We start from the raw sequence: 26,228 nt of genomic DNA, 5'->3' as shown, positions 1-26,228 counted from the left end.
TTTATTTCCCCACTACCTGAATAACGATCAAGATCATCAATAACACCACTACACCGAGTGACATACTTGATGCGTATTCACGCAATGAACCGGTTTGACGTGAGCTTGTAAAACTATTTCCGCCTTTCACAAGTGCAGGAAGAACTAGCCACAAACTGTCAATCGGATCACGGCCAAAGATTTTGGCGAAGAATAAATAAGGTTTAACAAAAACGATGTCATACAATGCATCAAAACCAAAAGCAGTACGGCAAATATGCGCCAGACCTGCACCCAAACTTGTTTGAGCAAATGATTTCACGGCACCATAAGCAAATGTAAATAATGCTATACCAACAACTAGACCAACTAGCGCAATGCCTACTGCTAAATGCTCTGCCCCATGCATGCCTTCTACAAATTGTTCAGCCACATGGAATTCAGGAATTTTTGCAGTATTAAGAATACCAGCTACAGGTGCTTTTAATACGGCACCAACAAAAGTAGACAGTACAGCTAAAATGCCCAATGGAGCCCAGTACGTTGCACCTTTAATTTCATGGTAAGGCGTGTTTTCTTGACCAAAGAATACAACCCAGATTAAACGGAATGTATAAATCGAAGTAAGGAATGCACCTGCTACACCCACCCAATATAAGGTGTGGTATAAAGCAACTGATTGGCCTTGTACCCAAACTTCACCAAGAATCGCATCTTTAGAGAAGAAGCCAATCGTCAAGAATGGAATCGCTGCTAATGCACCGCCACCGATCGCGAAACAAGCAAACAGGAATTTGTTACGTTTGAACAAGCCACCCATTTTGAAAATGTTTTGCTCGTGGTGGTAAGCCAGAATCACCGCACCAGAAGACAAGAATAATAATGCCTTAAAGAATGCGTGAGCCAACATGTGGAACAAGCCAGCTTGATAAGCTTCAGCACCTACAGCCATAAACATATAGCCAAGCTGACTCATTGTTGAGTAAGCCAAGATACGTTTGATGTCTGTTTGAACGAGTGCGGCAAAACCTGCAACTAGCAAAGTCACGGCACCTGTTACCGAAATGAATTGCATCACTTCAGGCGCAAGTTCAAATACGCTGAATAGACGGCAGCATAAATACACACCAGCCGTTACCATTGTTGCAGCGTGGATTAATGCAGAAACAGGTGTTGGACCTGCCATTGCATCTGCCAACCATGTTTGTAATGGAATTTGAGCAGATTTACCAGCCGCACCCAAGAACAACATTAATGCAGTCCAGATCGTAAGTGACGAACTCTTCGTCATTACTTCTGCTGCGTGTTCAACGATGTACTGAGTATTCAACGTACCAAATTGTTGGTAAAGCAAGAATAAAGCAATAAGTAAGAATACGTCACCTACGCGGGTAACTGTAAATGCTTTGATCGCAGCCCAACCATTTGCAGGGTTTGCATAATAGAAACCGATAAGCAAATAAGAGCAAAGACCTACGCCTTCCCACCCTAAGAATAACAACGCCAAGTTGTCGCCTAATACAAGCACAAGCATGCTGGCAACAAACAGGTTGAAATAAGAGAAGAAGCGCGCATAACCTTCTTCACCACGCATGTACCATGATGCAAAGATGTGGATTAAGAAACCAACACCCGTAACCATGCCCATCATGAGTAAAGATAAGCCATCTAAATGTAAGCTAATGCCCGGCGCAAAACCGCCAACATTGAACCATGTCCACAGATTTTGAACAAAAACTTGCTGACCACTTGTGGTAAATGCCATTCCAGCAATCAATGCAAATAATGCAGATAAACCTACAGAACCCACACCAATAATTGCTGCAACATTTTCAGAGAGTTTGTCTCGTCCTGCCGCCAATAAAATAAAACCGATTAGCGGAAATAATACTGTTAGATATAAATAACTCATCCGCGCATCTCACTAGCAGCATCCACATCCAAATGATGGAAGCGATGATAGAACTGAAGGACAATCGCAAGACCGATACATGCCTCTGCTGCTGCAAGGGTCAAAATCAGAATGAACATCACTTGTCCATCTGGTTGTGCCCATACGCTACCCGCAAGAACAAATGCCAATGCAGCAGCATTCATCATGACCTCAAGGCTCATTAACATAAATAATAGGTTGCGTCGCACCATTACACCGTAAAAACCGAGTGCAAAAAGGATGGTTGCAACAATCAAACCATGTTCTAAAGGAATCTGGCCCATTATTCTTTTTCCTCTTCTGCACCTGGTTCACGTTTACCTAAGTGGTATGCTGCAACAAGGGCTGCTAGCAATAACATCGCGGCAACTTCAACCAATAGTAAATAGTGAGTAAAGAGTGCTTGACCAACTACTTTTGGTCCAATCACTTGTGCCCCAAGTGGTGCTGAAATTGTGGTGTATTCACCACCAAGCATCCAAACCAAAAGCAAGCCGAGTAAGAAACTCATGAGTGCTGGATATGCCCAAGCATCTGAAGAAAGCCATTTACGTTCTTGTTCTACAGTGTGTTGACCCAAATTTAGCATCATCACCACGAAGACAAACAGAACCATAATTGCTCCGGCATAAACAATGATTTCAAGAGCACCTGCAAAAGGCGCCCCCACGATCATGAAAATACCAGCAACAGCAAGCAATGAAACAATTAGACTAAGTAAAGCGTGTACAGGGTTCGTGTTAGTCACTACACGAACCGTAGAAACGATGGCCACGAGTGCCATCAAATAAAACGGCCACATCATGGTAATAGACTCCGTACATCGATTGGTGCACTTTCTTTTTGCGCCTGACCTTTCTCTTTACCGTTAATCGCCATACCAGCTACACGGTAGAAGTTGTAGTCTGGGTATTTACCCGGACCTGAAATGAGTAAGTTTTCTTTCTCATAAACCAAGTCTTGACGTACATATTCACCAAGTTCGAAATCTGGTGTCATCTGAATCGCAGTTGTTGGACAAGCTTCTTCACACATACCGCAGAAAATACAGCGTGAAAAGTTGATACGGAAAAATTCCGGATACCAACGTCCATCTTCTGTTTCTGCTTTTTGTAATGAGATACAGCCAACTGGACACGCAACCGCACATAGGTTACATGCCACACAACGCTCTTCGCCATCTGGGTCGCGCGTCAACACAATACGACCACGAAAGCGTGGCGGCACAATCTGTTCAGCCGGTACTTCTGGATATAAAATCGTGTCACGTTTACGCGTTACATGGCTAAATACCATAAATAACGAACGTACAATCGATCCGAATCCAGCTAGAAATTTATACATTTTGTACTCCCTGCTGTCCTAGGCCTGATTCATCAGAATCACAGCACCAGTCACTAACAAGTTGACCAACGCCAATGGCAAACAAATTTTCCAACCAAAGTTCATGACTTGGTCATAACGTGGACGCATTAAAGAACCACGAGCCAAAACAAACATCATTACAAAGAATGCTGTTTTAATCACAAACCAGAATACTGGCGGAACAAATGGAATTTCTAAATTGAATGGCGCTAACCAGCCACCGAAGAATAAAGTTACGATCAATGCAGAAATAAGTACCACGTTGACATATTCAGCAACGAAGAACATACCCCATTTCATACCACCATATTCAACATGGTAACCTTCAGCCAATTCTTGTTCTGCTTCTGGTTGGTCAAATGGATGACGGTGAGTTACCGCAACACCAGCAACCACAAAAATCAAGAAACCTAAGAATTGTGGAATGACGAACCAAACATCGCGTTGTGCTTCAACAATTTCACGAAGGTTAAATGAGCCTGCAATTGCAACTACACCCATCAATGAGATACCCAAGAACACTTCATAAGAAATGGTTTGAGCAGCTGAACGTAAACCACCAAGCAATGAGTATTTGTTATTTGAAGCCCAGCCACCAAACAATACTGCATAGACTGCAATACCAGCCATTGCCATGAAGAACAACAAACCGATACTCATGTCGGCAACACCCAGTGAAGGACTCACCGGGATAACCATGAATGAAAGAACCGCTGTTGCCATTGCAACAGCTGGTGCTAAACGGAATGTAAGCTTGTCAGCAAATTTTGGTGTCCAGTCTTCTTTGAACATGATCTTGAGCATGTCGGCAACGATCTGGAACATACCACCAGGACCAACACGGTTTGGACCATAACGGTCTTGCCACAAGGCAAGCAAACGACGTTCAATAAAAGACATCAACGCGGCAACTAAAACAACCACAAGCAAAATCACAACTGCTTGAACTACAGCATAAGCAATTGGCCAGTTCTCAGCCCAAAGTGGCGTTTGACGTATAATTTCTTGATTCATGAATTACACTCCTAAAGCCACTGAAACAGGCTCAGCTAGTGACACCATTGGTGCTAAACCAACTGGGTAACCAATATAACCTGTAGGTAAATATTCAATTACTTGTACAGGCAAGCTCACACTGGTTTCGCCTGCTTTTACTGTAATGCGTTGACCTTCTTGAAGGTTCAAACGACTTGCATCTTGTTCGCCCACTGCAAACATAGCTTCTGGAATACGAGTTTCCATTGCAGGTGTTTTAGTAGTGAATTCACCAGAACCAAAAATATGATGCATTGGTACTAAACGGAAACTTTCAGGGTTTGCAACTACCGCTACTGGAGCAACATAGCTACGTGCAGGGCGTTTTGCCAAGCGATCGAATAAACGAACACCAGAATCACCACCTTTTAAGTGACCACCCACTTCATCTTGGTATTTGTTCCAAGATTGTGGAGAGTTCCAGCCCGGAGCCCATGCAAATGGTACTAATGATGATGCTTTTTGCGGACCAACATAACCTTCCATTGAGAATGTTAATGCTGAATCTAGATCTGTAGGCTGTTTAGGCTCATGAACCGATAACGGCGCACGCATTGCTGTACGACCTGAATAACGACGTGGTTCACGTGCAATTTTCAAACCATGTACACGGTAACCTGCATCAGGCGCCACATCTTGAATAGCTTCAAGTACTGGTACATTTTTTACGATGCTTTCAATCACATCATCAAGCAATGTCCAGTCTACGCCTTTACCTTTAATGCCAGTTTCAATGGCATGTAACCAACGCCATGATTCTTTAATTGCATATTCAGGTTTGTAGTAACTTGGATCGTAAACTTGATAGAAACGCTGTGCACGACCTTCTTGGCTTACAACAGTACCGTCACCTTCCGCAAAGCTTGCTGCTGAAAGTACAATATCAGCCTGTTTCACAGTTTCAGTTTCACTGTGATCAAGCACAATTACTGTTTCAGCTTTATCAAGTGCAGCCTGCACTTGTACAGCAGGTAAGCGACGGAACAAGTCATTTTCAACAATAACAAGTGTGTCGTAGTCTTGAGCAAATGCTTGTTCGAGGCTTAAGCCACCAAACAATGCCAAGCCCATCGAGTTCACTTCAGGAACCACAAGACTTAAACCAGCTTTAGAACCTAAGTTCTGAGTCAACTCAGCCGCAGCTTCCATAATAGAAGCATCTTGCAAGCTAGTACCCGCAATGATTAATGGCTTGTTTGCTGCTTTTAACGTATCAGCAATGGTTTGAGCAAATGCTTTTGCATCGTCATCTAAACCATTCACTGTTTCGCCTTTCACTGCCGCAGCTACTGCAAAACCTAAACGAGCAATGTCATTTGGAGAAGCAACAACTTCACCAGTTGCAACATCGGCAAGACGAGTTTGAGTTGCAGCCAAGATATAGATCGGAGATTTTGCTTCTTGACCAATACGTTGTACAGGCTCAGCTAACCAGTCTGGGGTACGTGTTTTTGCAGCCATTTCACGAGCTTTGTTTTTCGCAGCTTGACGAACTGACAAGGCCATACGTGGTGCAGTTTGAGTCAGGTCTTCACCTAAAATCAAGACAGCATCATAGCTTTCGATTTCACGCATGTTCGGGTTGTAAATACCCTCGGTTTGCATGATAGATGCAGCAAGTTCAACAAGTTTTTGCTCTTTTTGTGCAACACCAGTTGAGTAATTTGCCTGACCTACAAGCTCACGTAATGCATAGTTCGATTCCAAGCTTGCGCGCGGAGAACCGATACCCAAAACTTTTTTGCCTTGAAGCTTCGCAATCGTTTGATCTAAAGCTTGATCGACAGAAACAGTTGCAACAGTTTCACTGTTACGGAACTGAGGCTGACGTGGACGGTCTGCACGGTTTACATAACCTGTGCCAAAACGACCTTTGTCACAAAGGAAGTATTGGTTAACCGAACCATTGAAACGGTTTTCTACACGACGGATTTCACCATAACGCTCACCCGGAGAAATGTTACAACCAGAAGAACAGCCTTGACACACGCTTGGTGCATACTGCATGTCCCATTTACGGTTATAACGCTCTGAATGAGTCTTATCAGTGAATACACCTGTTGGACATACTTCAGTCAAGTTACCCGAGAATTCAGATTCTAAAGTACCTGATTCTGGACGACCAAAGTAAACACGAGATGCATTGGCATACACACCAAAGTCCGTACCACCTGCATAGTCGTTGTAGTAACGAACACAACGGTAACAAGCAATACAGCGGTTCATTTCATGTGCAATGAATGAGCCGAGTTCTTGGTTGTAATGCGTACGTTTTGTAAAACGGTAGCGACGACGGTCATGACCAGTCATCACAGTCATATCTTGTAAATGACAGTGACCACCTTCTTCACAGACTGGACAGTCGTGCGGGTGATTCGTCATCAAAAATTCAACAATAGATGCACGGAAATCTGTTGCTTCTTTGTCTTCAATCGAGATATAGGTATTGTCAGATGCTGGTGTCATGCATGACATGACCAAACGACCACGCGTATCTTCTGGATTCGCATATTGCGTAACAGCACATTGACGGCAAGAACCAACCGAACCTAAGGATGGATGCCAACAAAAATATGGGATGTCGATGCCCAGACTCAAACATGCTTGTAGCAAGTTTTCCGAGCCGTTGACTTCATACGATTTTCCATCGACATGAATTGTAGCCATAAGTCGAATTCCTTAAGCTTGTTCTACGTTGCTGGTTTGCACGACAGGACGAGTCGTCACTTTCGCTTCAAACTCACCACGGAAATGTTTGAGTGCGCCCATAAGCGGCTCCATCGCACCTGGTGCGTGGGCACAGAAAGTTTTACCAATCCATAATTTACGAGTCAATTCTTGTAAATGATCGATATCTTCTTTCTTACCTTCACCTACTTCAAGTGCTTTAAGCGCTTTAACAGCCCATGGCAAACCATCACGACATGGTGTACAGAAACCACATGATTCGCGCGCAAAGAACTCTTCTAAGTTACGAGTGAGCGATACCATACATTGAGTTTCGTCAACCACCATCAATAAACATGTTCCCAAACGAGAACCTGCTTTCATAATCGTGTCTGCATCCATTGGTAAATCAATGGTATCAGCCGGTAAAAAGTCAGTTGAAGCACCACCCGGTAACCATGCTTTGAGCTTTAAGCCCTCACGCATACCACCAGCATGATCTTCAATCACTTCACGTGCAGTTGTACCAAATGGCAATTCCCAAAGACCCGGGAATTTTACTTTACCTGATGCACCATAAATTTTAGTGCCTGGATCTTTTGATTTACCTGCTGATAAACCGATATACCACTCTGGACCACGAAGCATAATTGCTGGCAAGTTGTTATAAGTTTCAACGTTGTTCACAATTGTTGGACGACCCCATGCCCCTGCAACTTGCGGGAATGGTGGCTTGGTACGTGGGTTTGCACGACGGCCTTCGAGCGAGTTAATCAATGCAGTTTCTTCACCACAGATATAACGCCCTGCACCCGTATGTACATGCAAGTCAAAATTCCAGCCAGAACCTAAAATGTTTTCGCCTAAATAACCTTTAGCACGAATCTGTTCTAATGCTTCATTTAAGTATTGAGCTGCCTCAATATATTCACCACGGATAAAGATATAACCTTGAGTTGCCTCTAAGGTATAACCCGCAATCAACATACCTTCGATCAATTGATGTGGAAGTTTTTCCATCAACAAACGGTCTTTAAAAGTACCCGGCTCCATTTCGTCGGCATTACAGATCAAATAACGTGGACCACCATCATTTGGTGCCATTAATGACCATTTAATACCCGCTGGGAAACCCGCACCACCACGACCTTTTACAGTTGCAGCTTTAATGACGTCTAACACTTCAGCAGGTTTCATGCCTAATGCTTTTTTAAAGCCAGCATAACCTTCAAGTGCTTCGTAATCATCAGCACCACGAACTTCTTCACGTTTACTTAAACGCCAAGTGAGCGGATGAGTTTCCGGATTACCGTCGCCATAAATTGGTTTTGGTTCAGTATTCATACATACTTCTCCAATAACTGTTTAATTGATGTCACTTCGACTAAACCGTGAGTATCTTCATCAATCATTAAAGTTGGGCCTTTGTCGCAGTTGCCTAAGCAGCAAATTGGAAGCAGTGTAAAACGACCGTCTGGTGTCGTTTGACCATACTGAATTCCTAATTCGCGCTGGAATGCTTCAGCAAGTGTTTCTGCACCCATTAAGAAGCAAGCAATTGAGTCACAAAGCAAAATCACGTGACGACCTACCGGGTGGCGATAGATACGGTTGTAAAATGTTGCAACACCTTCCAAATCAGCAACACTCATCGACAATAACTGTGCGATGGCATTCATTTGAGCGTCATCTACCCAACCATTACGGCGTTGTACACACTTCAATGCATCCAAAGAGGCTGCACGAGGGTATGGATAGTGACCAATGTGATGTTCGATGTCGTGAATTTCTTCCGCAGTCAAAATCCCTTCAACATTCACACGTGGCTTTTTATCAGTCAAAATCATCATTATGTGTTACCTCTTAGCGATCCACGTCAGCCATAACCACGTCAATGGTCGCCAGATAAATGATTAAGTCAGATACCAAACTGCCGTTAATCACTGCAGGCATTTGCTGTAAGTGAGTAAACGTCGGTGTACGAATACGAGTACGATAACTCATCGTCGATTTATCTGAAGTCAAGTAATACGTACTTGCACCTTTAACCACTTCAGTCATAAATGATGACTCGCCCGCTGGCATGACAGGACCCCATGAAACGCTCAAGAAATGCGTAATCAAGGTTTCAATATCTTGTAATGTCTTATCTTTCGGTGGTGGAACAGCCAATGGATGATCCGCTTTATATGGACCAGAAGGCATGTTATCCAAACACTGTTGAATAATTTTTAACGACTCAGTAATTTCACGGAAGTGAACGAGTACACGTGCATATGCATCGCCTTCATACTCAACTGGCACATCAAAATCGAAGTTTTCATAGCCACTGTATGGACGATATTTACGAACGTCAAAATCGATACCTGTCGCACGTAAACCAGTACCTGTCACACCCCATGCGAGTGCAGACTTGGCATCGTATTGTGCAACGTTACGCGTACGACCAATAAACACAGAGTTTTTCAATGCTGCTGTGTAGTACTCATTTAAGCGCTTAGGCATCCACTCTAGCAATTCTTTAACAAGTTTTTGCCAGTTATTTGGAAGATCGTGCGCTGTACCACCAATACGGAACCATGCTGGATGCATACGGTAACCCGTAATTGCTTCAACAATGTCGTAAACTTTTTGACGGTCTGCGAACATATAGAATACTGGTGTCATACCACCGGCATCCTGAATTGCTGTACCACAGAACAACAAGTGGTTATTAATACGGAACAATTCGTTCAACATGACACGAATGACTTGAGCACGTTCAGGAACTTTGATTCCTGCCATTTGCTCTACAGCCATCACATACGGCATGTTCTGAGCACAACCACCTAAGTAGTCCACACGGTCTGTATAAGGAATGAAAGAATGCCATGTTTGACGTTCAGCCATCTTTTCCACACCACGGTGGTGATAACCGATATCAGGAACACAGTCCTTCACTTCTTCGCCATCTAACTGCAATACAACACGGAACGCACCATGTGCAGATGGATGGTTAGGACCCAAGTTCAAGAACATGAAATCTTCGTCAGCGTTACCACGCTTAAGACCCCAGTCTTCTGGCACAAAACGTAAGTGCTCTTGTTCAAAGTCTTGTTTCGCTTTGTCTTGCATGTACGGCGTATATTCTGTCGCACGTGCTGAATATTCTTTACGAAGCGGATGACCTTCCCAGTACGTTGGCAACAAGATACGACGGAGCATTGGATGCCCTTCGAAATTGATACCGAACATATCGTAAGCTTCACGTTCATACCAGTTGGCATTTGGCCAGATATTGGTCGCTGTCGGAAGGTTAAGATCATTTTCGTTCAAGGCAACCTTGATACGAATGTCACTATTACGCTCAAGCGATAATAAATGATAGAACACAGTGAAGTCAGATGCTGGTAAACCATCACGATGAACACGTAAACGCTCATCCATCGCAGATAAGTCAAACAGCATTACATATGGACGTTCCACTTTACGTAGGAACATAAGGACTTCTTGCACGCGTGCGCGCTCAACCCAGACTGTTGGAAACTCTTCAAAAGTCGCCTGCACGTAAAAGTTCTCACCAAATTTGGTTTTGAGTTCTTCTACGATTGCAAATGCTGGGCGTGAATCAACTGGTGTTGACTCTGGCATAGCAATGTCAGTTTCAGCCATTGGCTTGGCTTCCTATTTAATACAAATTCTGTCAATTTTCTCGATGAACATATCGGTTAGATATGTCAAAGCACCGTCAAAAAATTATTTAATCTCATCCATAGAGCGTAAGTTTTTAACGGCAATACGCTGCGCATTCTTACGGTCACGTTCTGGCATCATCTTTGGCTTATACACTGGCTGAAGATCATCACCGATCACGGCAGAAAGCGGGCGTCGCTCTAATTGAATCTGGTCTTGTAAAAGCATTAAAGCTTGAATTAATGCTTCAGGACGAGGTGGACAACCTGGGACGTACACGTCAACAGGAATAATTTTGTCTACACCTTGTACTACTGAATAGATGTCGTACATACCTCCAGAGTTTGCACAAGCACCCATCGAGATGACCCATTTAGGCTCTAACATCTGTTCATATAGACGCTGAATAACTGGTGCCATTTTTACGAAACAGGTTCCGGCAACAATCATCAAGTCAGCTTGACGAGGTGAAGCACGGATAACCTCTGCGCCGAAACGTGACAAGTCATGCACACCTGTTAAGGTCGTTGCATATTCAACGTAACAACATGAGGTACCAAAGTTAAATGGCCACAAGGAGTTTTTACGCCCCCAGTTTACTGCTGTATGCAAGACATCCTCTAAACGAGTCATGAATACGTTTTTATTCACTTCCTCTTCTAGTGGATCTGTCACGATTTGACGTTCTTGCAATGGGTATTGATCAGCATCCGGATTCGCGCGGGTCAGAGTATATTTCATCCCGACTTACTCCTTTTCAGATGACAATGCAGGTGTAGTTTTTGACTTAACACGACCTGATGATTGAGCTGGAATCTGGCCTGTAGGGTCAGTTACGAGCTCTTCAATAGAGTTAAAGCGTGTAATTTCAGCAATGTTCATTGTTGGTGAACCGATTTTAATCACCTCACCTGCTGATTTACGGCGATCTGCTGGTGACCAACTTAAAGCACCTACAGAGAAGGCATAAACAAGCGCAATCAATAAATCAACGACAAAGATCACGACAGTGGTATATCCCAACCACCCTACTTCACGCACAGAAGTAGACCATGCATAGAGGTAAAGTGCCTCTAAGTCGAAGACAACAAAGAAAATTGCAACTAAATAGAACTTTGCAGACAGGCGAATGCGAGCGCCACCAGCACTCACGACACCCGATTCAAACTGCTCTTGCTTAGCACGCCCCCACGATTTCCCCCCGAGGAGTAAGGGAACTGTGAGCATAAAGACGCAAAGAAATGTAACGCCGATCACGAAGGCGATAATCGCCCAGTCGTATGGAGTAATGGCACTCATGCGGGGATAACTCCTGGCAGGCCTATTATTTAACAAAGAATGTATGTATTGGCCTTCAAATACACCAAACACAAAATTAATCCCGCCAATTGTACCTGATTTCTAATTTCGCATGCTAGTTGAAGCGTCTTAGTCTTTCGGATGATTTTCTAAACAAAACTATTCTTCTATGGGTTGTAAGGGGGGTTTCACCACGCATAATCGGTTTATTTAATAGTTTTTTTGTTTATGATGATTTTTTTCATTTTTTAATTTTAGAATAATTACATAGTCCATCGACCATTAAGTTTTTATAACTTACTTTTTTATAATATTAGTTTGTTTTTTATTGTATTCAACTTCCCCTCTGAATTATGATGAATGTTTAGTCATACATAATATTTTATTACTCTTGGATAAGAGTGTTTATCATTAAGGGCAGCTGATGCCAGACTCACTTCGTGAATTTTCATTTCCCTCTTCTTTAAAATTTTTTCTCCTGTTTGGCTTCATTATTACGGTATGTTGTTTTATTGGCATCGCATCTCGTCCTTTAAGTTTTCTGGCGTTCTTTTGGCCAGCCAATTCTGTTTTGCTCGGTCTACTCATTCGCTTTCCGGGCACACGTCGACCCAGCACGTTTTTAGGTGCCTACATAGGTTATGTTATTGCTGACCTATTTCAGGGTACTCCATTTGCTCTCACACTCGTTTTAACAACGTCAAATTTTATTTATGTTGTTACTACCCTTGCCCTCTATATGTTTTTTAATCAGCATATTAAAGCGGCCTATCGAGGCTATTCCTACCTCTTTTTATTTGGTCTATGTGGGATAGGTAGCATAGCAGGCGCATTGTTTGCAGCAACTTTTGTGCCTATGTTTAATACTAAATTTATGCTTGGTAATTTGTGGGATGAATTCGGTTACTGGTTCACTTCAGAACTACAAAATGCCCTACTTCTTTTACCTATCATCTTGAACCTACCTCAATACAGTCAGGTAAAGCATTACTTTTCGAGAAATCGTGGCTTACAAGCGATTGACCTATTACCTTTTTTGGCTGTCATTATTTCTATTGCCGCCAGTTATTATGATTCTGGCCCTGGTTCGCTCCTCTACCCGATTGCCGCACTCATCTGGTGCGCTATTCGCTATAAACCTATTATTGTTGCACTCATTACGACCTTTACCAGCGCCTATATTATCTATCATGTCTCTGGACATTACCTCCTACCCTATCCGAACGAATATTTAAGCAATACCATCTCAATTCGTATTGGTTTAATCATGATGACGATTGCACCTCTTACCGTCTCTAGTATTAGTGTTTTGCATTCAGAGTTAATTCAAAAGCTTCAACATGCAATTGCACATGACGAGCTAACCTCTAGTCTCACCCGACGCCAGTTTTTGCAGTCGGTCAGATTACTTCAAGAAAAGGTATACAAGGAAAATAAAACCTCAGCATTTTTCATGCTTGATGTAGACCATTTCAAACACGTTAATGACAACTACGGCCATCAAATAGGCGACCGTGCCCTACAGACTTGTGTCACCACTATTCAAAATATTTTGCATCCTCATGACTTATTGGGCCGCTTTGGCGGTGAAGAATTTGCAATTTTTATTGCAGATACAACCAAGGAGAGTGCTTTTGACCTTGCAGAGCAAATACGAATTAAAATTAGTCAGCAACCGATTTATATTTATGGGAAATTACCAATTTTCATTCAAGTGAGTATTGGCATAAGTTTATATTCCCCATCTTCTCATAGAGCGATTGAAAATTTATTTAAAGAAGCAGATGACGCTTTATATCAAGCAAAACGCCAAGGGCGTAATCGGGTCTTTATATCTTTATAGGTTTTCATTTAATCATCTAGTGTAATGAATTTTATACAATATCCTATATTTTGCCATGTATGCTAATAACAGATAATAAGGAGAAAAATGCATGACTCTAGAATATACGCATAAACCAAACTACTACTTGTTTGCGCAGTTACTTGTGCGACATATAGAAAGCTATATTCACAAACATCCAGATGCTAACAATGCAATTTTTGACTTGCGAGATGTCTATGAAATATTTAGGCAGGATTTTGCGTCAACCACAACAAACCTAGAAGGTATTTTGCATATTGCGGATGAATATAAAATAGAAACGCTTAACGGAGATCAACCTCTTATTCAAAAATACCAGATCGATGCAAAAAATAATTCATTACTGATCGACTTTAATTCCGATGCGTTGAGCAGCTTAAGAAGCGGAAAACCTATTTTGGAACCGGATGCAACTCGATTATAAATAATGCAATAAAAAAGCACCTTTATGTAGGTGCTTTTTTATTGGCTTTCAAAGGAGGTTGTTTAAAGCGTTTTGCAGGCCATGTCATGATAAAGCGAGCTCCACCTAATGTAGGACTTTCATCTACTTTAATTTCACCACCGAACCAATAAGCAATACGGCTGACAATAGACAAGCCTAAACCATAGCCACCCGACGCACGAGTACGGCTATCATCTAAACGAGCAAAGGCTTCAAACACTCTTTGACGATCTTGTTCCGGAATTCCGGCGCCATCATCTTCAACACAAACAAAGGCCATGCCGTCGCTGTGAACACCACCTGTAATTCGAACTTTGTTATCACAATAACGAACAGCGTTACCTACCAAGTTTTGAACAACCCGATGTAAATAACGACGCTCTGCATCTACTTTCAAATAAACAGGGGGAGCAACAAGTTCAATTTCTTTTTGCGTTTTTAAAGCTTCGGTTTCTACCGCAACCTGATCCAATACATCGAATAGAGCAATTTCAGCAAAATCTAATGAAGGTGTACCCTGCTCTAGTTTTGCATAAGTCATGATTTCATCAATTAAGGTATTGAGCGCCTCAATATCTTTATCAATCATATCAACCTGATGCATACGATGGTTGTAATCGTCTTCTTCTGCCAACATTTCTGTACCAAAGCGTATACGGGCAACTGGTGTTCTCAATTCATGAGATACTGCTCTCATCAACTCTCGCTGAGCCTCGATTAAACGCTGAATATGATCAGACATGTTGTTATAACTTGATGCCAAGTTTGCCATTTCGTCACTTCCTTCAATAGGAACACGCAATGACAGATCACCAGACTTCATACGGTTTAACGCATAACGGACTTGGCGAATTTTACGTTCTAACGGCAAGATAAGACCATAAACACCTAAACTCAGTAAGAATAGGCTAAATAAGGTAATTCCTGCTGAAAGCTGTAAAGGCATCCAGTTAAACATCGGAACTGGCCCAAGAACCAGAACTTGTGCAGGATGATTTGGTATTGGAGATACGATCGAAATGGTCGTGCCACGCATTGTTGCACTATCTTTGTACAACATGACACTTTGGTCTTGGCGTAAACGGCCAATTTGCTCAGAATCCAGATTAACATCTTGAATATTATAGATATTAATTGGATATGAAAAATGTTTTTGAATCTTGGCAAGGTATTCTTGTTCTTGCCCCGGATAAAACATTAGATAATCAAGTACAAAAATAGGGAGAGCCTTCATTTGGCGCTCACTAATTTTGTCAACTTTTATGGATAAATAGTGCTGAGGATCATCACGCAAGCCAATAATAATATACGCAATACTATTACTGGCATCGTAACGGACAACAGATTTTTGAGCTTCAATCCGTTTTTTCTCGGTACGAGATAACTCAACCTTGCTCGCATCAGTGTAGTAAATTGGAAGTTCCAATAAATCCGATGCATCTGAAACCCAGTCTATTTTTTGTTGCTTCCCCGGTTGTCGAGCGACTCCCTCACTAATGACATAAGAAATACCATCAGTTAAAGACTCTCGGTATTCTTGTGCCCGTTGATAATTGATGATTTGTACAAGCAAATAACCAAAAACGGCAACCAAAACAACAAGAATTACCAGTCCCGCATATATTCGCAGGAATATGCTGTGTTTAAACACTCGACCAACCTTATAGGAAGTTTATGCAGATCTTATAACCCATTGGTTTCTTTAACGAACAAGTAACCTTTACTACGTACTGTTTTAATACGCTTTGGATTTTCAGGATCATCGCCAATTTTTGGACGAATACGTGAGATACGGACATCGATTGAACGGTCCTGACCATCGTATTCAATACCGCGTAAACGTTCGAAGATATCTTCACGCGATAAGATACGGCCAGCATTTGATGCAAGCAACCATAATAGGTCATATTCTGCACTAGTGAAATCAACAAGCTCACCATGCAACGTTACTGAACGGCCGCCATTATCAATCACAAGGTCATCAAACTCGATACGTTGTGCAACTTCGTCTTCTACAGTTTTATCTGTGCGACGTAATAACGCACGGATACGCGCTAAAAGTACGCGTGGCTGAACTGGTTTAGCGACATAGTCATCCGCTCCCATTTCAAGGCCAAGTACCTGATCCATATCTTCTGTACGTGCAGTCAACATAAGAATCGGTTGATGATAATGTGGACGAACTTCACGGCAAACGGTTAAGCCATCAGCACCCGGCAACATGACATCCAAGACCACTAGATCTGGTTGTTCACTAATAATACGACGAATTGCACGGTTACCATCAGTTTCTACACCAACTTCCAAGCCGTTGCGGATTAAATACTCTTGAGTTAATCGTGCTAAACGCTCGTCGTCTTCAACGATCAGAATCTTTGGTAACTTTTCTTCTTGGCTCATATCATTGCCCCTATAAATCTCATTACATGCATCTTAAAAATCTTGCAGATACATTCGTTTATCATTTGCAATATACACACGTTTACATTGTAAACAAGTAGGCGTTCACCAAACTGATACATGACAACCATGTTTTGTTGCATTTTATTAACCTTTGAATTTTCTCGTGTTTTTAACATTTAGTTATTGTTATTAAATTTCATATTCTATTCATATTTCCAATGTATGAATATTAAACAAATTATTTCTTTAACTACTTTAATTGTATTTAAGTGCTTGTTTTTTGAGTTATCCACAAAGTTATCTATAAGTGTTTTTTGATAGCTTTGCTATGCTATCTCCCATCAAATCATACAGATAAAAAATTACTAAAAAGTCAAGATTGATCTGCTATGAAAAATCCCGTATCTTGTGTTCAAAATAAACTTTAACTACTAAGTCTTGTGTTTATCCCTCAAACATCGTGGCATACTTTTTGCTCGGTTCAAACGGTCTATAAACATAACAAAAGTGACAATGGAGCTATGCTGGCATGAGCGTAATTACTTCGACTCCCGGTCAAATTCAGGTGATCAAACGCACTGGAGATGTTGCTGCATTTGATGCAGAGAAAATTTCTGTTGCGATTGGTAAAGCTTTTCTTGCTGTGGAAGGTCAACAGAGTTCGGATTCAAGCCGTATTCACGACCGTATTACCCAACTGACGGAAATGGTATTAAATACTTTCACTCGCCGTTTACCATCAGGCGGTACGATCCATATTGAAGAAATTCAAGATCAGGTTGAGCTTGCTTTAATGCGTACTGGAGAACAGAAAGTTGCCCGCGCTTACGTAATTTACCGCGAACAACGTACGACTGCTCGTCAGCAAACGAACTCAAACCACCATCCTACGTTACAAGTTACCGATGCAAACGGTCAGCTTCAGCCACTTGATTTAAGTGCATTGCAAGCAACTGTAGCTAAAGCAGCCGAAGGTTTGGAAGGTATTGACGTTCAGGCTATTGTCGATGAAACCGTTAAAAACTTATATAACGGCGTAAAAGAGACTGATATTGCCACTACGATGATGATGGCAACACGTACTCGTATTGAACAAGAACCAAACTATACTTACGTGACTGCACGTTTGCTTTCTAGTGAATTAGTGAGCACCGGTTTAGCGTTCTTAGGCTTACCTACAGATACTCCTGAAAACACTGCACTCGAAGCCTTTTTGAAAAAAGGTGTAGAACTTGATTTGCTTTCACCAGACTTGCTTGATTTCGATTTAGAGAAACTTGCAGCAGCAATTCAACCAGAACGCTCTAATCAGTTTACCTATTTAGGTTTACAGACTTTATTTGACCGTTACTTCATTCACTCAAACGGCGTTCGCTTCGAATTACCGCAATTATTCTTTATGCGTGTGTCGATGGGTCTTACGTTAAATGAGCAAAATAAAGAAGAACGTGCAATCGAGTTCTATAACTTATTGTCTAGCTTCGACTACATGGCTTCTACGCCTACCTTGTTTAACTCAGGTACGTTACGTCCACAGCTTTCTAGTTGTTACTTAACAACGATTGGCGATGACCTTTATGACATTTATGGCGCAATGCGTGACAACGCAATGCTTTCTAAATGGGCTGGCGGTCTAGGTAATGACTGGACACCTGTACGCGCATTGAACTCTTACATTAAGGGTACAAACGGTAAGTCTCAGGGTGTAGTTCCATTCTTGAAAGTTGCGAACGATACAGCTGTTGCAGTAAACCAAGGTGGTAAGCGTAAAGGTGCAGTGTGTGCATACTTAGAAACTTGGCACTTAGACATCGAAGAGTTTTTAGAACTTCGTAAAAATACAGGTGATGACCGTCGCCGTACACATGACATGAACACTGCGAACTGGGTTCCAGACTTGTTTATGCAACGTGTATTTGAAGATGGTGAATGGACATTATTTACGCCTTCTGAAACTCCAGACTTGCACGACTTAACTGGTGCTGAATTTGCTGAGCGTTATGCTTACTATGAGTCTGTAGCCAAAGAAACAAACATGCTACACAAGAAAGTACGTGCTAAAGACTTATGGCGCAAAATGCTTTCTATGTTGTTTGAAACTGGTCACCCGTGGATTACATTCAAAGATGTATGTAACTTACGTTCACCACAACAACATGTTGGTGTAGTTCACTCATCTAACTTATGTACTGAAATTACCTTGAACACAAATCAAGACGAAATTGCAGTATGTAACTTGGGCTCGATCAACCTTGTACAACACGTTCAAGGTGGTGTGTTAGACCGTGAGAAGTTAGCTCGCACAATTAAAACAGCAGTACGCATGCTCGATAACGTTATCGACATTAACTACTACGCTGTACCACAAGCGAAAAACTCGAACTTGAAACACCGCCCTGTGGGTATGGGTATCATGGGCTTCCAAGATGCTCTATATGAAATGAACATCGCTTACGGTTCAGACGCTGCTATTGATTTTGCTGATGAATCAATGGAAGTGATTAGCTACTACGCGATTGAAACTTCAAGCAACTTGGCTGTTGAACGTGGTGCTTACTCAACATTCAAAGGTTCATTGTGGGATCAAGGTATCCTCCCAATCGACTCTTTAGAAATTGTTGCGAAATCTCGTCCAGAGCGTATGTTCGAAGTTGACCGTACTCAACGTTTAGACTGGGACACTTTACGTGCCAAAGTTCAAAAAGACGGTATGCGTAACTCAAATGTGATGGCGATTGCTCCTACTGCAACCATCTCTAACATTTGTGGTGTTTCTCAATCAATTGAGCCAACATTCCAGAACTTATATGTGAAATCTAACTTGTCTGGTGAATTCACTGTAATTAACCCATACCTCGTTCGCGCATTAAAAGAACGTGGTCTTTGGGACACAGTGATGGTTAATGACTTGAAACACTTCGAAGGTTCAGTACAAAAAATTGCTCGTATTCCTGAAGAATTAAAAGCAATCTTTGCTACTGCGTTTGAAGTAGACACACGCTGGATCGTTGATGCTGCATCACGCCGTCAAAAATGGATCGATCAAGCTCAGTCGCTTAACCTTTACATTGCTGGTGCAAACGGTAAGAAACTTGACATCACTTATAAGATGGCATGGTTACGTGGTCTTAAGACGACTTACTACCTCCGAGCTTTAGGTGCAACTTCTGCTGAAAAATCTACAATTAACACAGGTGCTTTAAACGCAGTTAAACCTGCGACTGTTGAAGCTGCTCCGGTTGCTGCCCCTGTTGTAGAAGCGAAAAAGCCTGAAGCAGTTGAAGAAGATGGTTTTACCCAAGCAGCTCCAGTTCCAATGGCTTGTTCAATCGACAATCCTGATTGTGAAGCTTGCCAATAACATTCAATAAAATTGCTCTTTTTCACTAAAGAGCAATTTTACAAGAGGTAAAGATTATGCTTTCTCATCTCAGCCATAACTATATGCTTGGTGTTGGAGTTTTAATCTTTGCCTTTCTTTTCTTTTATATGCCACTGGTTTACGCATTTTTCACAATACGTAAGCAACAGCGTAAGCAAAATAAGTAGTAGGGAGTAGAGACCAAAGGCCCAAAATTTGGTCATACCTCAATAAAACTTAATTTTGTTTACACATTAAAAGCGTATAGTAGGGACATCTTCGTTTAAGAGATGTCAAATATAGATATACACAACGAAGAGAGAACAAAAATGTCTATCCTTAGTTGGGACGATTTTGAAGATGATTCGCAAAAACCGGCTGCACCTGAACACAAGTCTGCGCCCATCCAACCGGAAAAAACGTCTGATTCGCAGAATGTATCTGCTGCGCAGTCATCATCGCAGAGCTTGGCAACTTCACAATCCGCTGGAACCCATTCCGTGCGACCAACAGTTGCCTCCGATACGGTGGCTAGAGCCTCTGCAGCCTTAGAACATTTAGATGTTGCCCCTGGCCTTGAAGAGCTAGAAATGGGCGCACAACGTGTTCAAGTTGACGACAAAGCTATGATTAACTGTCGTGCGGACTTGAACCAGCTTGTTCCATTTAAATATGAGTGGGCTTGGCAGAAATATCTTGACGGGTGTGCAAACCACTGGATGCCGCAAGAAGTAAACATGAACCTAGACATCGCGCTTTGGAAGTCTGAAAACGGCTTAACTGAAGATGAGCGTACGATTGTTATGCGTTCTTTAGGTTTCTTCTCGACTGCGGACTCTTTGGTTGCAAACAACTTGGTATTGGCAATTTACCGCCACATTACTAACCCTGAATGCCGTCAGTACATCTTGCGTCAAGCATTTGAAGAAGCGATTCACACTCACGCTTACCAATACTGTATCGAATCTTTAGGTATGGACGAAGGCGAAGTCTTCAACATGTACCGTGAAGTTCCATCTGTTGCACGTAAAGCGGCGTGGGGATTGAAATATACTCAATCTTTAACTGATCCTAATTTCCACACAGGTACACCTGAAAACGACCAACGTTTACTTCGTAACTTGATCGCGTTCTACTGTGTTCTTGAAGGGATCTTCTTCTACTGTGGCTTTACTCAAATTTTGAGTATGGGTCGTCGTAACAAGATGAACGGTGTTGCTGAGCAATTCCAATACATCTTGCGTGATGAATCTATGCACTTGAACTTTGGTATCGACATGATTAACCAAATCAAGATTGAGAACCCTCACCTTTGGAGCGCAGAGTTCCAACAAGAAGTGGTTCAAATGATTGTTGAAGGTACAATGCTTGAAATCGAATATGCACGTGACACGATGCCACGTGGTGTATTGGGTATGAATGCAAGCATGATGGAAGAATATTTGAAATTCATCTGTAACCGCCGTTTATCTCAGTTAGGTTTACCAGAGCAATTTGCTGGTGTAACCAACCCGTTTGCGTGGATGTCTGAGATGATGGACTTACGTAAAGAGAAGAACTTCTTTGAAACGCGTGTAACTGACTACCAAACTGGTGGTGCGTTAAGCTGGTAAGTTTGATCTGATCGCGAAAAACGACAATTGAAACTTCCCTAGCGACAATTGAAATGTCCTTGAGTCAAAAGCCATCTCAAAGTAGATGGCTTTTGACTTTAAAACAAGTTGACACATGAAATATGAATGATGATTAGTAGGCTAAAATTTTACCTTAATTATTGTTTCAGAGTTTTCGAACTACTTTTTTAATTTAATTCCATCCATAGAACACAATTAACGGACCTTTAATTCCCCGCTCTCATAAGCTTAAGACATCTCATCTATACTTCATTTACTCACCAAATAAATTTATATAAAAGTTAAAACACAGAATTCCTTCTATTACCAAGTAGAATTTTTATTTACCAGCAGTATTCTTATCACGTATTATTCCGATACTACTTATATCTATCAATAGTTTTAAGACCAATCATTCTTCTATAATAGTACCTAAATAGTATTAAAAAATTGAAATCTGAGCTTTTAGTATATTTACCTTCAACTGATTGCTTTTCTACTTGTTTATAATTGTCATAATTTCTCAAGTAATCTATAACCAAATCACAACCTGAATGCATAATTTTTAGGAAAATAGTATTTGGAGTATCAGTGTTATTTAATTTCGGCTTGCACTTGCTTATTATATCTCCCCCATCAATTTTAGCATTTAATTTCATCAATGTTCCGCCAATAAAATCTGAGTTATCATCTATATATGCAAACAAATGGGAATGTGCACCTCTGTAATTTGGAGATATACCTGAATGAAAATTTATTACCGTTTTTGCACAATTTATAATACCACTCTTATAAATAGGCCCACCATGACAAAACACTAAGTCAGGGTTTAATTCTTTAATTGATTCTATGACTTTTTGTGAATTAATATCCTCACAATGATTCAATGGAATAGAAGAATTAATTGAATAGTTTTGAAGTTTTCCATCAGCATAACTATACCCAATATTAGATTCTCCCAAAATATCATATGCTATTGAGGAAATAATTGTATTACGAGAGCGGAATTCTTTAGATCTGAAATATTCAAAAGTTCTTGATATAGGTCTCTCCCACAGTTTAAAATAAAAAACGGAAACAACCTCAAACTCTGAAGATATTCTAGATATGAAATAATTCATATGTGGTTTATCTCCAGTTATTATTACTATTCTAGGCTTCACTTAATATCTCCAATTATTAAATATTATTTAAATTTAACACTAAATTTATTTAATAATTCTATTGCCCTATTACAAGCCCAAAATCTCTCACCTTGATTTATTAATATTTTATTACCAATTGCCACTATGTCATTACAAGAAAACTGAGATTTATAGCTCATTAATATATTCAACCATTCATCCAATAAAAATTCATCTAAACTATTAATCAAAGTTAACTCTTTATTAATAAATTTCTCAACGGTTTTCACTCTATTTATAGTCTCCTCATTGCTTACTTCAAAGCCATAAGGAATATCTAAATAAAACAATATCGGGCTATTCTTAAAAACATAAGTGCTAGCATTTGATGCAATTATATGATCTTTATGCATTAAACCAATTGGTGCCACAACAAGAGAATTCAAATTACTTTTTTCTTTAAAGCATTCTATTAATTGTAATGTATATTTCTCAATTTCTATTATATTTTCTTTATAATAATTGGCAGGTTCCAAAATATTGTTTCTTTTATCCCATTCCTCTCTCAATGGTGAGTCATACAAACCTACACACTCAACAGTAAAATTATTTTTTGATAACTTTTTAGTATATGATAAATCTTCTTTATATCGCTGCCCACTAATAATATCAATATTAGTAGTTTTTAACTCTGGTGCAAAATTTGTTATAGTAAAACAACTTAACAACTTCAATTTAATACTATTATTCTTTTTTATAATCTCTTTTAAAAGCCATGTTGTAGATAAAGCTATATCATCTTGATGTGGTGAAATACATAGTATATCGTATTGAGAATTCATTATATATCCTTAATATTATGATTCACTAGGCATTAAATTTTCAAAATATATAGAGCTTAATGATTTTATATCATTAATACTTACTGAAAAATCAATATCATTGGTTGTATTTTTTAAAACAATCATATTATTTTCCTCTTCAACAGCACCTAAAATTGTATACCAACAATTATTTTGCTTTACTGAATTAATACTATTTAAAATTTTTTTATTAGCTTTGGTTATTAATGCTGGAATTTTTATTTTTCTAAACTCATCACATACTTTCCTAGCCAATTTAGCTTGGTTATTCATATATACAATACAAACCTTTAAATCGCTTTGACTCAACTTATTACCATAAATTTCTCCCAAATACTCTACTGAGGTAGCGGCACTAAAAAAAGATCTTATATTTGAATTAAATTTTTTGGCATAATCTGAATAACATCCACCATCGCCTAGCATTAGGCCTTCGCCACTATAAAATTGAAATGCTATGCCAGATTGAACTTCCGACCCATGAAAATTGCTTAGATCAAAGCTAGCTTCTATTCCGTATATTTTTTTTAAATCAGATTTAAAATCTAAAATAGGTTCAAATAAGTTTTTTCCAGTTTGTTGAATTATATTTTCTATTTCAACATTCTTTTCATTTAGCAAACTTAATATAAGGTTTTTTAAAGAGCTATTTCTTATTGTACTTTCAATATAAGATTTCTGACTATCAACATCCTTAAATCTTAATTGATACAATATATCCTTTCTGTCGCCATCATGATTAAATTCCATTGCCAATAATCTGTGCCATATAGAAAAATCTGTTACCTTTATTTTTATCGAATTATCAAACTTTGAAAAAAATTGAAACATAGCATCAACTATTGTAATTAATGCTTGATTGTATGTGGACGAAGAATCACTTTTCTCATTAGCTATCGCATATCCCAAGTGGTTAGTGTATTTGTATTTATTCCGTCTATATCTAAATACAGGCGATGTAAACATCAATCGAGTATAATTTGAACTTTTACCATACTCACATAACCATCTAAGCACAGATGCCGTAGAATCAGGAGAAAGAACTAACTGTCTCCCTGATAAATCAGTTAAAGGATAAATACGGTCTTTATTTAATATCCTTTCTTTTTCAAAAGTACTTAGGAATCCAATAGGTGTGGTTATTAATGGCTCAAAACAAGATAGATATGCAACCTTACGAGCTATGTCACGCGAATTATAGTCAAAATCCCAATCGGCACCATATCTATCTCTAAAACCAGCAGGGCTTCTATATACTTCTGAGTTCTTATCTACTTTCATTCTTGCCTACCAATGACTGAATAAGATTTTCAGCTTTTATAATTTCTTGAGCACCTGTATTCATATCTTTTAGCTCGATTACATCTGAACTATCTGAAACTAAAATCACATAAGGAATTTGTATCTTAGATGCATAACGTAGCTGTTTCGTCAATTTCGAGTCTTCGTAATGGACTATAGTTGATATATTTTCATTTCTTAGTAAATCAGCTAAATTTTCCAAATCTTCAAATTTAGTTTCAGGATATCTAGCTATCATTACCTTGGCAGGATTTTTAGAGCCCTGAGGCAATAAATTTTCTGCTAACATTTTAGTAAATATACGAGTAAACCCAATTGACATTCCTACACCAGGTAACTTTTTATTTGAAAAATTACTCACTAGATTGTCATATCTACCACCAGCACATATAGAGGGGTAGGCTGGATAATCCAAGAAATATCCCTCACATATCATACCTGTGTAATAATCAAAGCCTCTCGCAATCGACATATCTGCTTGAATATCGAAATATTTACCAAACTTTGATTGCAGACGGTTCATCAAATTTATTGTCTCTTGTAAACCTTCATTAAGGAGATCGTTATTAGATGTCACCACATTTGATATTAAAGATTCTAATATCTCTCCATTTGAGGTCGAAATTTCTGCAAATTTAATGCATTTTTCAGCAATTTGGCTATCTAATCCATGCTTTATCAGCATATCTTGTAGCTCTGCTTTTGAAACCTTATTGATCTTATCCATAATACGAATAACTTCATCAATGTTAACGACACCTATACAGCCATAAGCACCTTCAAGTATTTTCCGACTATTTAATTTAAGACCAACCTTACCGATATTTAGTTTTCGCATTGCATCTAAAGCAGCAGCAATAACCTGATAATCTGAATCAATACTTAGGTTCTCACTACCAATAATATCGATATCACATTGTAAAAATTCACGATATCGACCTTCCTGTGGACGCTCCCCACGCCATACTTTTTGTATTTGCGAACGTCTAAATGGAAAGTCTAAATCATTAAAATGTTGTGAAACATATCTAGCTAAAGGAACTGTCAGGTCATAATGTAGAGCGAACTTACCTGATGAATCATTATTAGAGTTATCAGCTAACCGAGATAATGAATAAATTTCCTTATCAACATCTTCACCTTTCGACGAAAGCGTTTCAATTAATTCTACAGCTGGTGTTTCTATATCCGTGAATCCATGCAAAGCAAAACTTGATTTAATTTTATTAATATAATCTAATTCAATTGATCTAATGTATGGACTATATTCTGGAAATCCACTGATTTTATTAATTTTTTTCAT

At 39.9% G+C, this 26,228-nt stretch carries 23 protein-coding genes; 5 read left to right on the top strand and 18 right to left on the bottom strand.

Translation table 11 applies throughout. The features are described from left to right. Window position 1 precedes the first annotated feature (1 nt). The 11 genes from nuoL to ndhC all read right to left on the bottom strand — a co-directional run bounded on the left by nuoL (window position 2) and on the right by ndhC (window position 11,950). A complete protein-coding gene (nuoL, locus tag RMB03_RS13880; RefSeq protein WP_003653465.1) occupies window positions 2-1,891 on the bottom strand; it encodes an NADH-quinone oxidoreductase subunit L in 1,890 nt (629 codons plus the stop codon). Next, window positions 1,888-2,196, bottom strand: coding sequence for an NADH-quinone oxidoreductase subunit NuoK (gene nuoK, locus RMB03_RS13875; RefSeq protein WP_003653467.1), 309 nt, complete (start codon window positions 2,194-2,196; stop codon window positions 1,888-1,890). Before nuoK ends, nuoL begins: the two co-directional genes overlap by 4 nt. Next, window positions 2,196-2,714 carry an NADH-quinone oxidoreductase subunit J gene (gene nuoJ / locus RMB03_RS13870; protein WP_014205902.1) on the bottom strand — a complete coding sequence of 173 codons (519 nt, stop codon included), beginning with the start codon at window positions 2,712-2,714 and terminating at the stop codon, window positions 2,196-2,198. Before nuoJ ends, nuoK begins: the two co-directional genes overlap by 1 nt. Beyond that, window positions 2,714-3,256, bottom strand: coding sequence for an NADH-quinone oxidoreductase subunit NuoI (gene nuoI / locus RMB03_RS13865; RefSeq protein ID WP_003653469.1), 543 nt, complete (start codon window positions 3,254-3,256; stop codon window positions 2,714-2,716). Before nuoI ends, nuoJ begins: the two co-directional genes overlap by 1 nt. Before the next feature lie 18 nt (window positions 3,257-3,274). Beyond that, window positions 3,275-4,291, bottom strand: a complete 1,017-nt coding sequence (gene nuoH / locus RMB03_RS13860; RefSeq protein WP_003653472.1) for an NADH-quinone oxidoreductase subunit NuoH — start codon at window positions 4,289-4,291, stop codon at window positions 3,275-3,277. 3 nt (window positions 4,292-4,294) lie between these two features. Next, entirely contained in the window at window positions 4,295-6,979 is a 2,685-nt protein-coding gene (gene nuoG / locus RMB03_RS13855) for an NADH-quinone oxidoreductase subunit NuoG (RefSeq protein ID WP_311076645.1), read from the bottom strand. Window positions 6,980-6,991: 12 nt separating this feature from the next. Further along, window positions 6,992-8,323 carry an NADH-quinone oxidoreductase subunit NuoF gene (nuoF, locus tag RMB03_RS13850; RefSeq protein WP_003653475.1) on the bottom strand — a complete coding sequence of 444 codons (1,332 nt, stop codon included), beginning with the start codon at window positions 8,321-8,323 and terminating at the stop codon, window positions 6,992-6,994. Next, the gene (gene nuoE / locus RMB03_RS13845; RefSeq protein WP_003653477.1) at window positions 8,320-8,829 is read right to left on the bottom strand and encodes an NADH-quinone oxidoreductase subunit NuoE; all 510 of its coding nucleotides are present in this window, start codon (window positions 8,827-8,829) and stop codon (window positions 8,320-8,322) included. The genes nuoF and nuoE overlap by 4 nt, the downstream gene beginning before the upstream one ends. Before the next feature lie 13 nt (window positions 8,830-8,842). Continuing rightward, the gene (nuoC, locus tag RMB03_RS13840; RefSeq protein WP_016139137.1) at window positions 8,843-10,630 is read right to left on the bottom strand and encodes an NADH-quinone oxidoreductase subunit C/D; all 1,788 of its coding nucleotides are present in this window, start codon (window positions 10,628-10,630) and stop codon (window positions 8,843-8,845) included. 84 nt (window positions 10,631-10,714) lie between these two features. Next, window positions 10,715-11,392: an NADH-quinone oxidoreductase subunit B family protein gene (locus RMB03_RS13835; RefSeq protein ID WP_002050353.1), complete on the bottom strand. Its 678-nt coding sequence runs from the start codon at window positions 11,390-11,392 to the stop codon at window positions 10,715-10,717. A 6-nt stretch (window positions 11,393-11,398) separates the two neighbouring features. After that, window positions 11,399-11,950: an NADH-quinone oxidoreductase subunit A gene (gene ndhC / locus RMB03_RS13830; RefSeq protein WP_311076644.1), complete on the bottom strand. Its 552-nt coding sequence runs from the start codon at window positions 11,948-11,950 to the stop codon at window positions 11,399-11,401. 424 nt (window positions 11,951-12,374) lie between these two features. Here ndhC and RMB03_RS13825 point away from each other — a divergent pair, with 424 nt between their 5' ends. Together RMB03_RS13825 and RMB03_RS13820 are read left to right on the top strand one after the other, a co-directional pair. Continuing rightward, entirely contained in the window at window positions 12,375-13,793 is a 1,419-nt protein-coding gene (locus RMB03_RS13825; RefSeq protein WP_311076643.1) for a diguanylate cyclase, read from the top strand. 91 nt (window positions 13,794-13,884) lie between these two features. Beyond that, a complete protein-coding gene (locus tag RMB03_RS13820) occupies window positions 13,885-14,238 on the top strand; it encodes a hypothetical protein (RefSeq protein WP_003653485.1) in 354 nt (117 codons plus the stop codon). A gap of 22 nt (window positions 14,239-14,260) precedes the next feature. Here RMB03_RS13820 and bfmS read toward each other — a convergent pair whose 3' ends face one another. The 3 genes from bfmS to RMB03_RS13805 are packed head-to-tail and all read right to left on the bottom strand — an operon-like array spanning window position 14,261 to window position 16,838. After that, complete coding sequence (bfmS, locus tag RMB03_RS13815) at window positions 14,261-15,910, bottom strand: sensor histidine kinase BfmS (RefSeq protein WP_005042856.1); 1,650 nt, start codon at window positions 15,908-15,910, stop codon at window positions 14,261-14,263. A 32-nt stretch (window positions 15,911-15,942) separates the two neighbouring features. Further along, window positions 15,943-16,659, bottom strand: a complete 717-nt coding sequence (gene bfmR / locus RMB03_RS13810) for a response regulator transcription factor BfmR (protein ID WP_003653488.1) — start codon at window positions 16,657-16,659, stop codon at window positions 15,943-15,945. Beyond that, window positions 16,656-16,838, bottom strand: coding sequence for a hypothetical protein (locus tag RMB03_RS13805; protein WP_016801725.1), 183 nt, complete (start codon window positions 16,836-16,838; stop codon window positions 16,656-16,658). The genes bfmR and RMB03_RS13805 overlap by 4 nt, the downstream gene beginning before the upstream one ends. A 353-nt stretch (window positions 16,839-17,191) precedes the next feature. Between RMB03_RS13805 and RMB03_RS13800 the strand changes: the two genes are divergently transcribed. The 3 genes from RMB03_RS13800 (at window position 17,192) to RMB03_RS13790 (ending at window position 21,636) form a co-directional block, all read left to right on the top strand. Then, window positions 17,192-20,023, top strand: coding sequence for a ribonucleoside-diphosphate reductase subunit alpha (locus tag RMB03_RS13800; protein ID WP_005042869.1), 2,832 nt, complete (start codon window positions 17,192-17,194; stop codon window positions 20,021-20,023). Between the two features lie 56 nt (window positions 20,024-20,079). Further along, a complete protein-coding gene (locus RMB03_RS13795; RefSeq protein WP_003653490.1) occupies window positions 20,080-20,211 on the top strand; it encodes a hypothetical protein in 132 nt (43 codons plus the stop codon). Window positions 20,212-20,352: 141 nt separating this feature from the next. Further along, on the top strand, window positions 20,353-21,636 hold the full coding sequence (locus RMB03_RS13790) for a ribonucleotide-diphosphate reductase subunit beta (RefSeq protein ID WP_311076642.1): 1,284 nt from the start codon (window positions 20,353-20,355) through the stop codon (window positions 21,634-21,636). 380 nt (window positions 21,637-22,016) lie between these two features. On the opposite strand, the gene RMB03_RS13785 is transcribed toward RMB03_RS13790, so the two are convergent. Genes RMB03_RS13785 through hisS form a run of 4 tightly spaced genes read right to left on the bottom strand, consistent with a single transcriptional unit; the run spans window position 22,017 to window position 26,228 of the window. Beyond that, complete coding sequence (locus RMB03_RS13785; protein WP_311076641.1) at window positions 22,017-22,799, bottom strand: formyltransferase family protein; 783 nt, start codon at window positions 22,797-22,799, stop codon at window positions 22,017-22,019. A 23-nt stretch (window positions 22,800-22,822) separates the two neighbouring features. After that, window positions 22,823-23,602, bottom strand: a complete 780-nt coding sequence (locus RMB03_RS13780; protein WP_311076640.1) for a hypothetical protein — start codon at window positions 23,600-23,602, stop codon at window positions 22,823-22,825. Window positions 23,603-23,617: 15 nt separating this feature from the next. Then, window positions 23,618-24,904: an ATP phosphoribosyltransferase regulatory subunit gene (locus tag RMB03_RS13775; RefSeq protein ID WP_311076639.1), complete on the bottom strand. Its 1,287-nt coding sequence runs from the start codon at window positions 24,902-24,904 to the stop codon at window positions 23,618-23,620. After that, complete coding sequence (gene hisS / locus RMB03_RS13770) at window positions 24,891-26,228, bottom strand: histidine--tRNA ligase (RefSeq protein ID WP_311076638.1); 1,338 nt, start codon at window positions 26,226-26,228, stop codon at window positions 24,891-24,893. The genes RMB03_RS13775 and hisS overlap by 14 nt, the downstream gene beginning before the upstream one ends.

The organism is Acinetobacter sp. V91_7, assembly GCF_031799075.1.
In the GTDB taxonomy this organism is placed as follows: domain Bacteria; phylum Pseudomonadota; class Gammaproteobacteria; order Pseudomonadales; family Moraxellaceae; genus Acinetobacter; species Acinetobacter calcoaceticus.
This window is presented reverse-complemented; position numbering and strand designations above follow the sequence as displayed.

What these genes read in the sequence shown, in the direction of transcription:
- nuoL (WP_003653465.1), bottom strand. Translation starts at nt 1,891, where the DNA reads ATGAGTTATTTATATCTAACAGTATTATTTCCGCTAATCGGTTTTATT.
- nuoK (WP_003653467.1), bottom strand. Translation starts at nt 2,196, where the DNA reads ATGGGCCAGATTCCTTTAGAACATGGTTTGATTGTTGCAACCATCCTT.
- nuoJ (WP_014205902.1), bottom strand. Translation starts at nt 2,714, where the DNA reads ATGTGGCCGTTTTATTTGATGGCACTCGTGGCCATCGTTTCTACGGTT.
- nuoI (WP_003653469.1), bottom strand. Translation starts at nt 3,256, where the DNA reads ATGTATAAATTTCTAGCTGGATTCGGATCGATTGTACGTTCGTTATTT.
- nuoH (WP_003653472.1), bottom strand. Translation starts at nt 4,291, where the DNA reads ATGAATCAAGAAATTATACGTCAAACGCCACTTTGGGCTGAGAACTGG.
- nuoG (WP_311076645.1), bottom strand. Translation starts at nt 6,979, where the DNA reads ATGGCTACAATTCATGTCGATGGAAAATCGTATGAAGTCAACGGCTCG.
- nuoF (WP_003653475.1), bottom strand. Translation starts at nt 8,323, where the DNA reads ATGAATACTGAACCAAAACCAATTTATGGCGACGGTAATCCGGAAACT.
- nuoE (WP_003653477.1), bottom strand. Translation starts at nt 8,829, where the DNA reads ATGATGATTTTGACTGATAAAAAGCCACGTGTGAATGTTGAAGGGATT.
- nuoC (WP_016139137.1), bottom strand. Translation starts at nt 10,630, where the DNA reads ATGGCTGAAACTGACATTGCTATGCCAGAGTCAACACCAGTTGATTCA.
- RMB03_RS13835 (WP_002050353.1), bottom strand. Translation starts at nt 11,392, where the DNA reads ATGAAATATACTCTGACCCGCGCGAATCCGGATGCTGATCAATACCCA.
- ndhC (WP_311076644.1), bottom strand. Translation starts at nt 11,950, where the DNA reads ATGAGTGCCATTACTCCATACGACTGGGCGATTATCGCCTTCGTGATC.
- RMB03_RS13825 (WP_311076643.1), top strand. Translation starts at nt 12,375, where the DNA reads ATGCCAGACTCACTTCGTGAATTTTCATTTCCCTCTTCTTTAAAATTT.
- RMB03_RS13820 (WP_003653485.1), top strand. Translation starts at nt 13,885, where the DNA reads ATGACTCTAGAATATACGCATAAACCAAACTACTACTTGTTTGCGCAG.
- bfmR (WP_003653488.1), bottom strand. Translation starts at nt 16,659, where the DNA reads ATGAGCCAAGAAGAAAAGTTACCAAAGATTCTGATCGTTGAAGACGAC.
- RMB03_RS13805 (WP_016801725.1), bottom strand. Translation starts at nt 16,838, where the DNA reads ATGTTAAAAACACGAGAAAATTCAAAGGTTAATAAAATGCAACAAAAC.
- RMB03_RS13800 (WP_005042869.1), top strand. Translation starts at nt 17,192, where the DNA reads ATGAGCGTAATTACTTCGACTCCCGGTCAAATTCAGGTGATCAAACGC.
- RMB03_RS13795 (WP_003653490.1), top strand. Translation starts at nt 20,080, where the DNA reads ATGCTTTCTCATCTCAGCCATAACTATATGCTTGGTGTTGGAGTTTTA.
- RMB03_RS13790 (WP_311076642.1), top strand. Translation starts at nt 20,353, where the DNA reads ATGTCTATCCTTAGTTGGGACGATTTTGAAGATGATTCGCAAAAACCG.
- RMB03_RS13780 (WP_311076640.1), bottom strand. Translation starts at nt 23,602, where the DNA reads ATGAATTCTCAATACGATATACTATGTATTTCACCACATCAAGATGAT.
- RMB03_RS13775 (WP_311076639.1), bottom strand. Translation starts at nt 24,904, where the DNA reads ATGAAAGTAGATAAGAACTCAGAAGTATATAGAAGCCCTGCTGGTTTT.
- hisS (WP_311076638.1), bottom strand. Translation starts at nt 26,228, where the DNA reads ATGAAAAAAATTAATAAAATCAGTGGATTTCCAGAATATAGTCCATAC.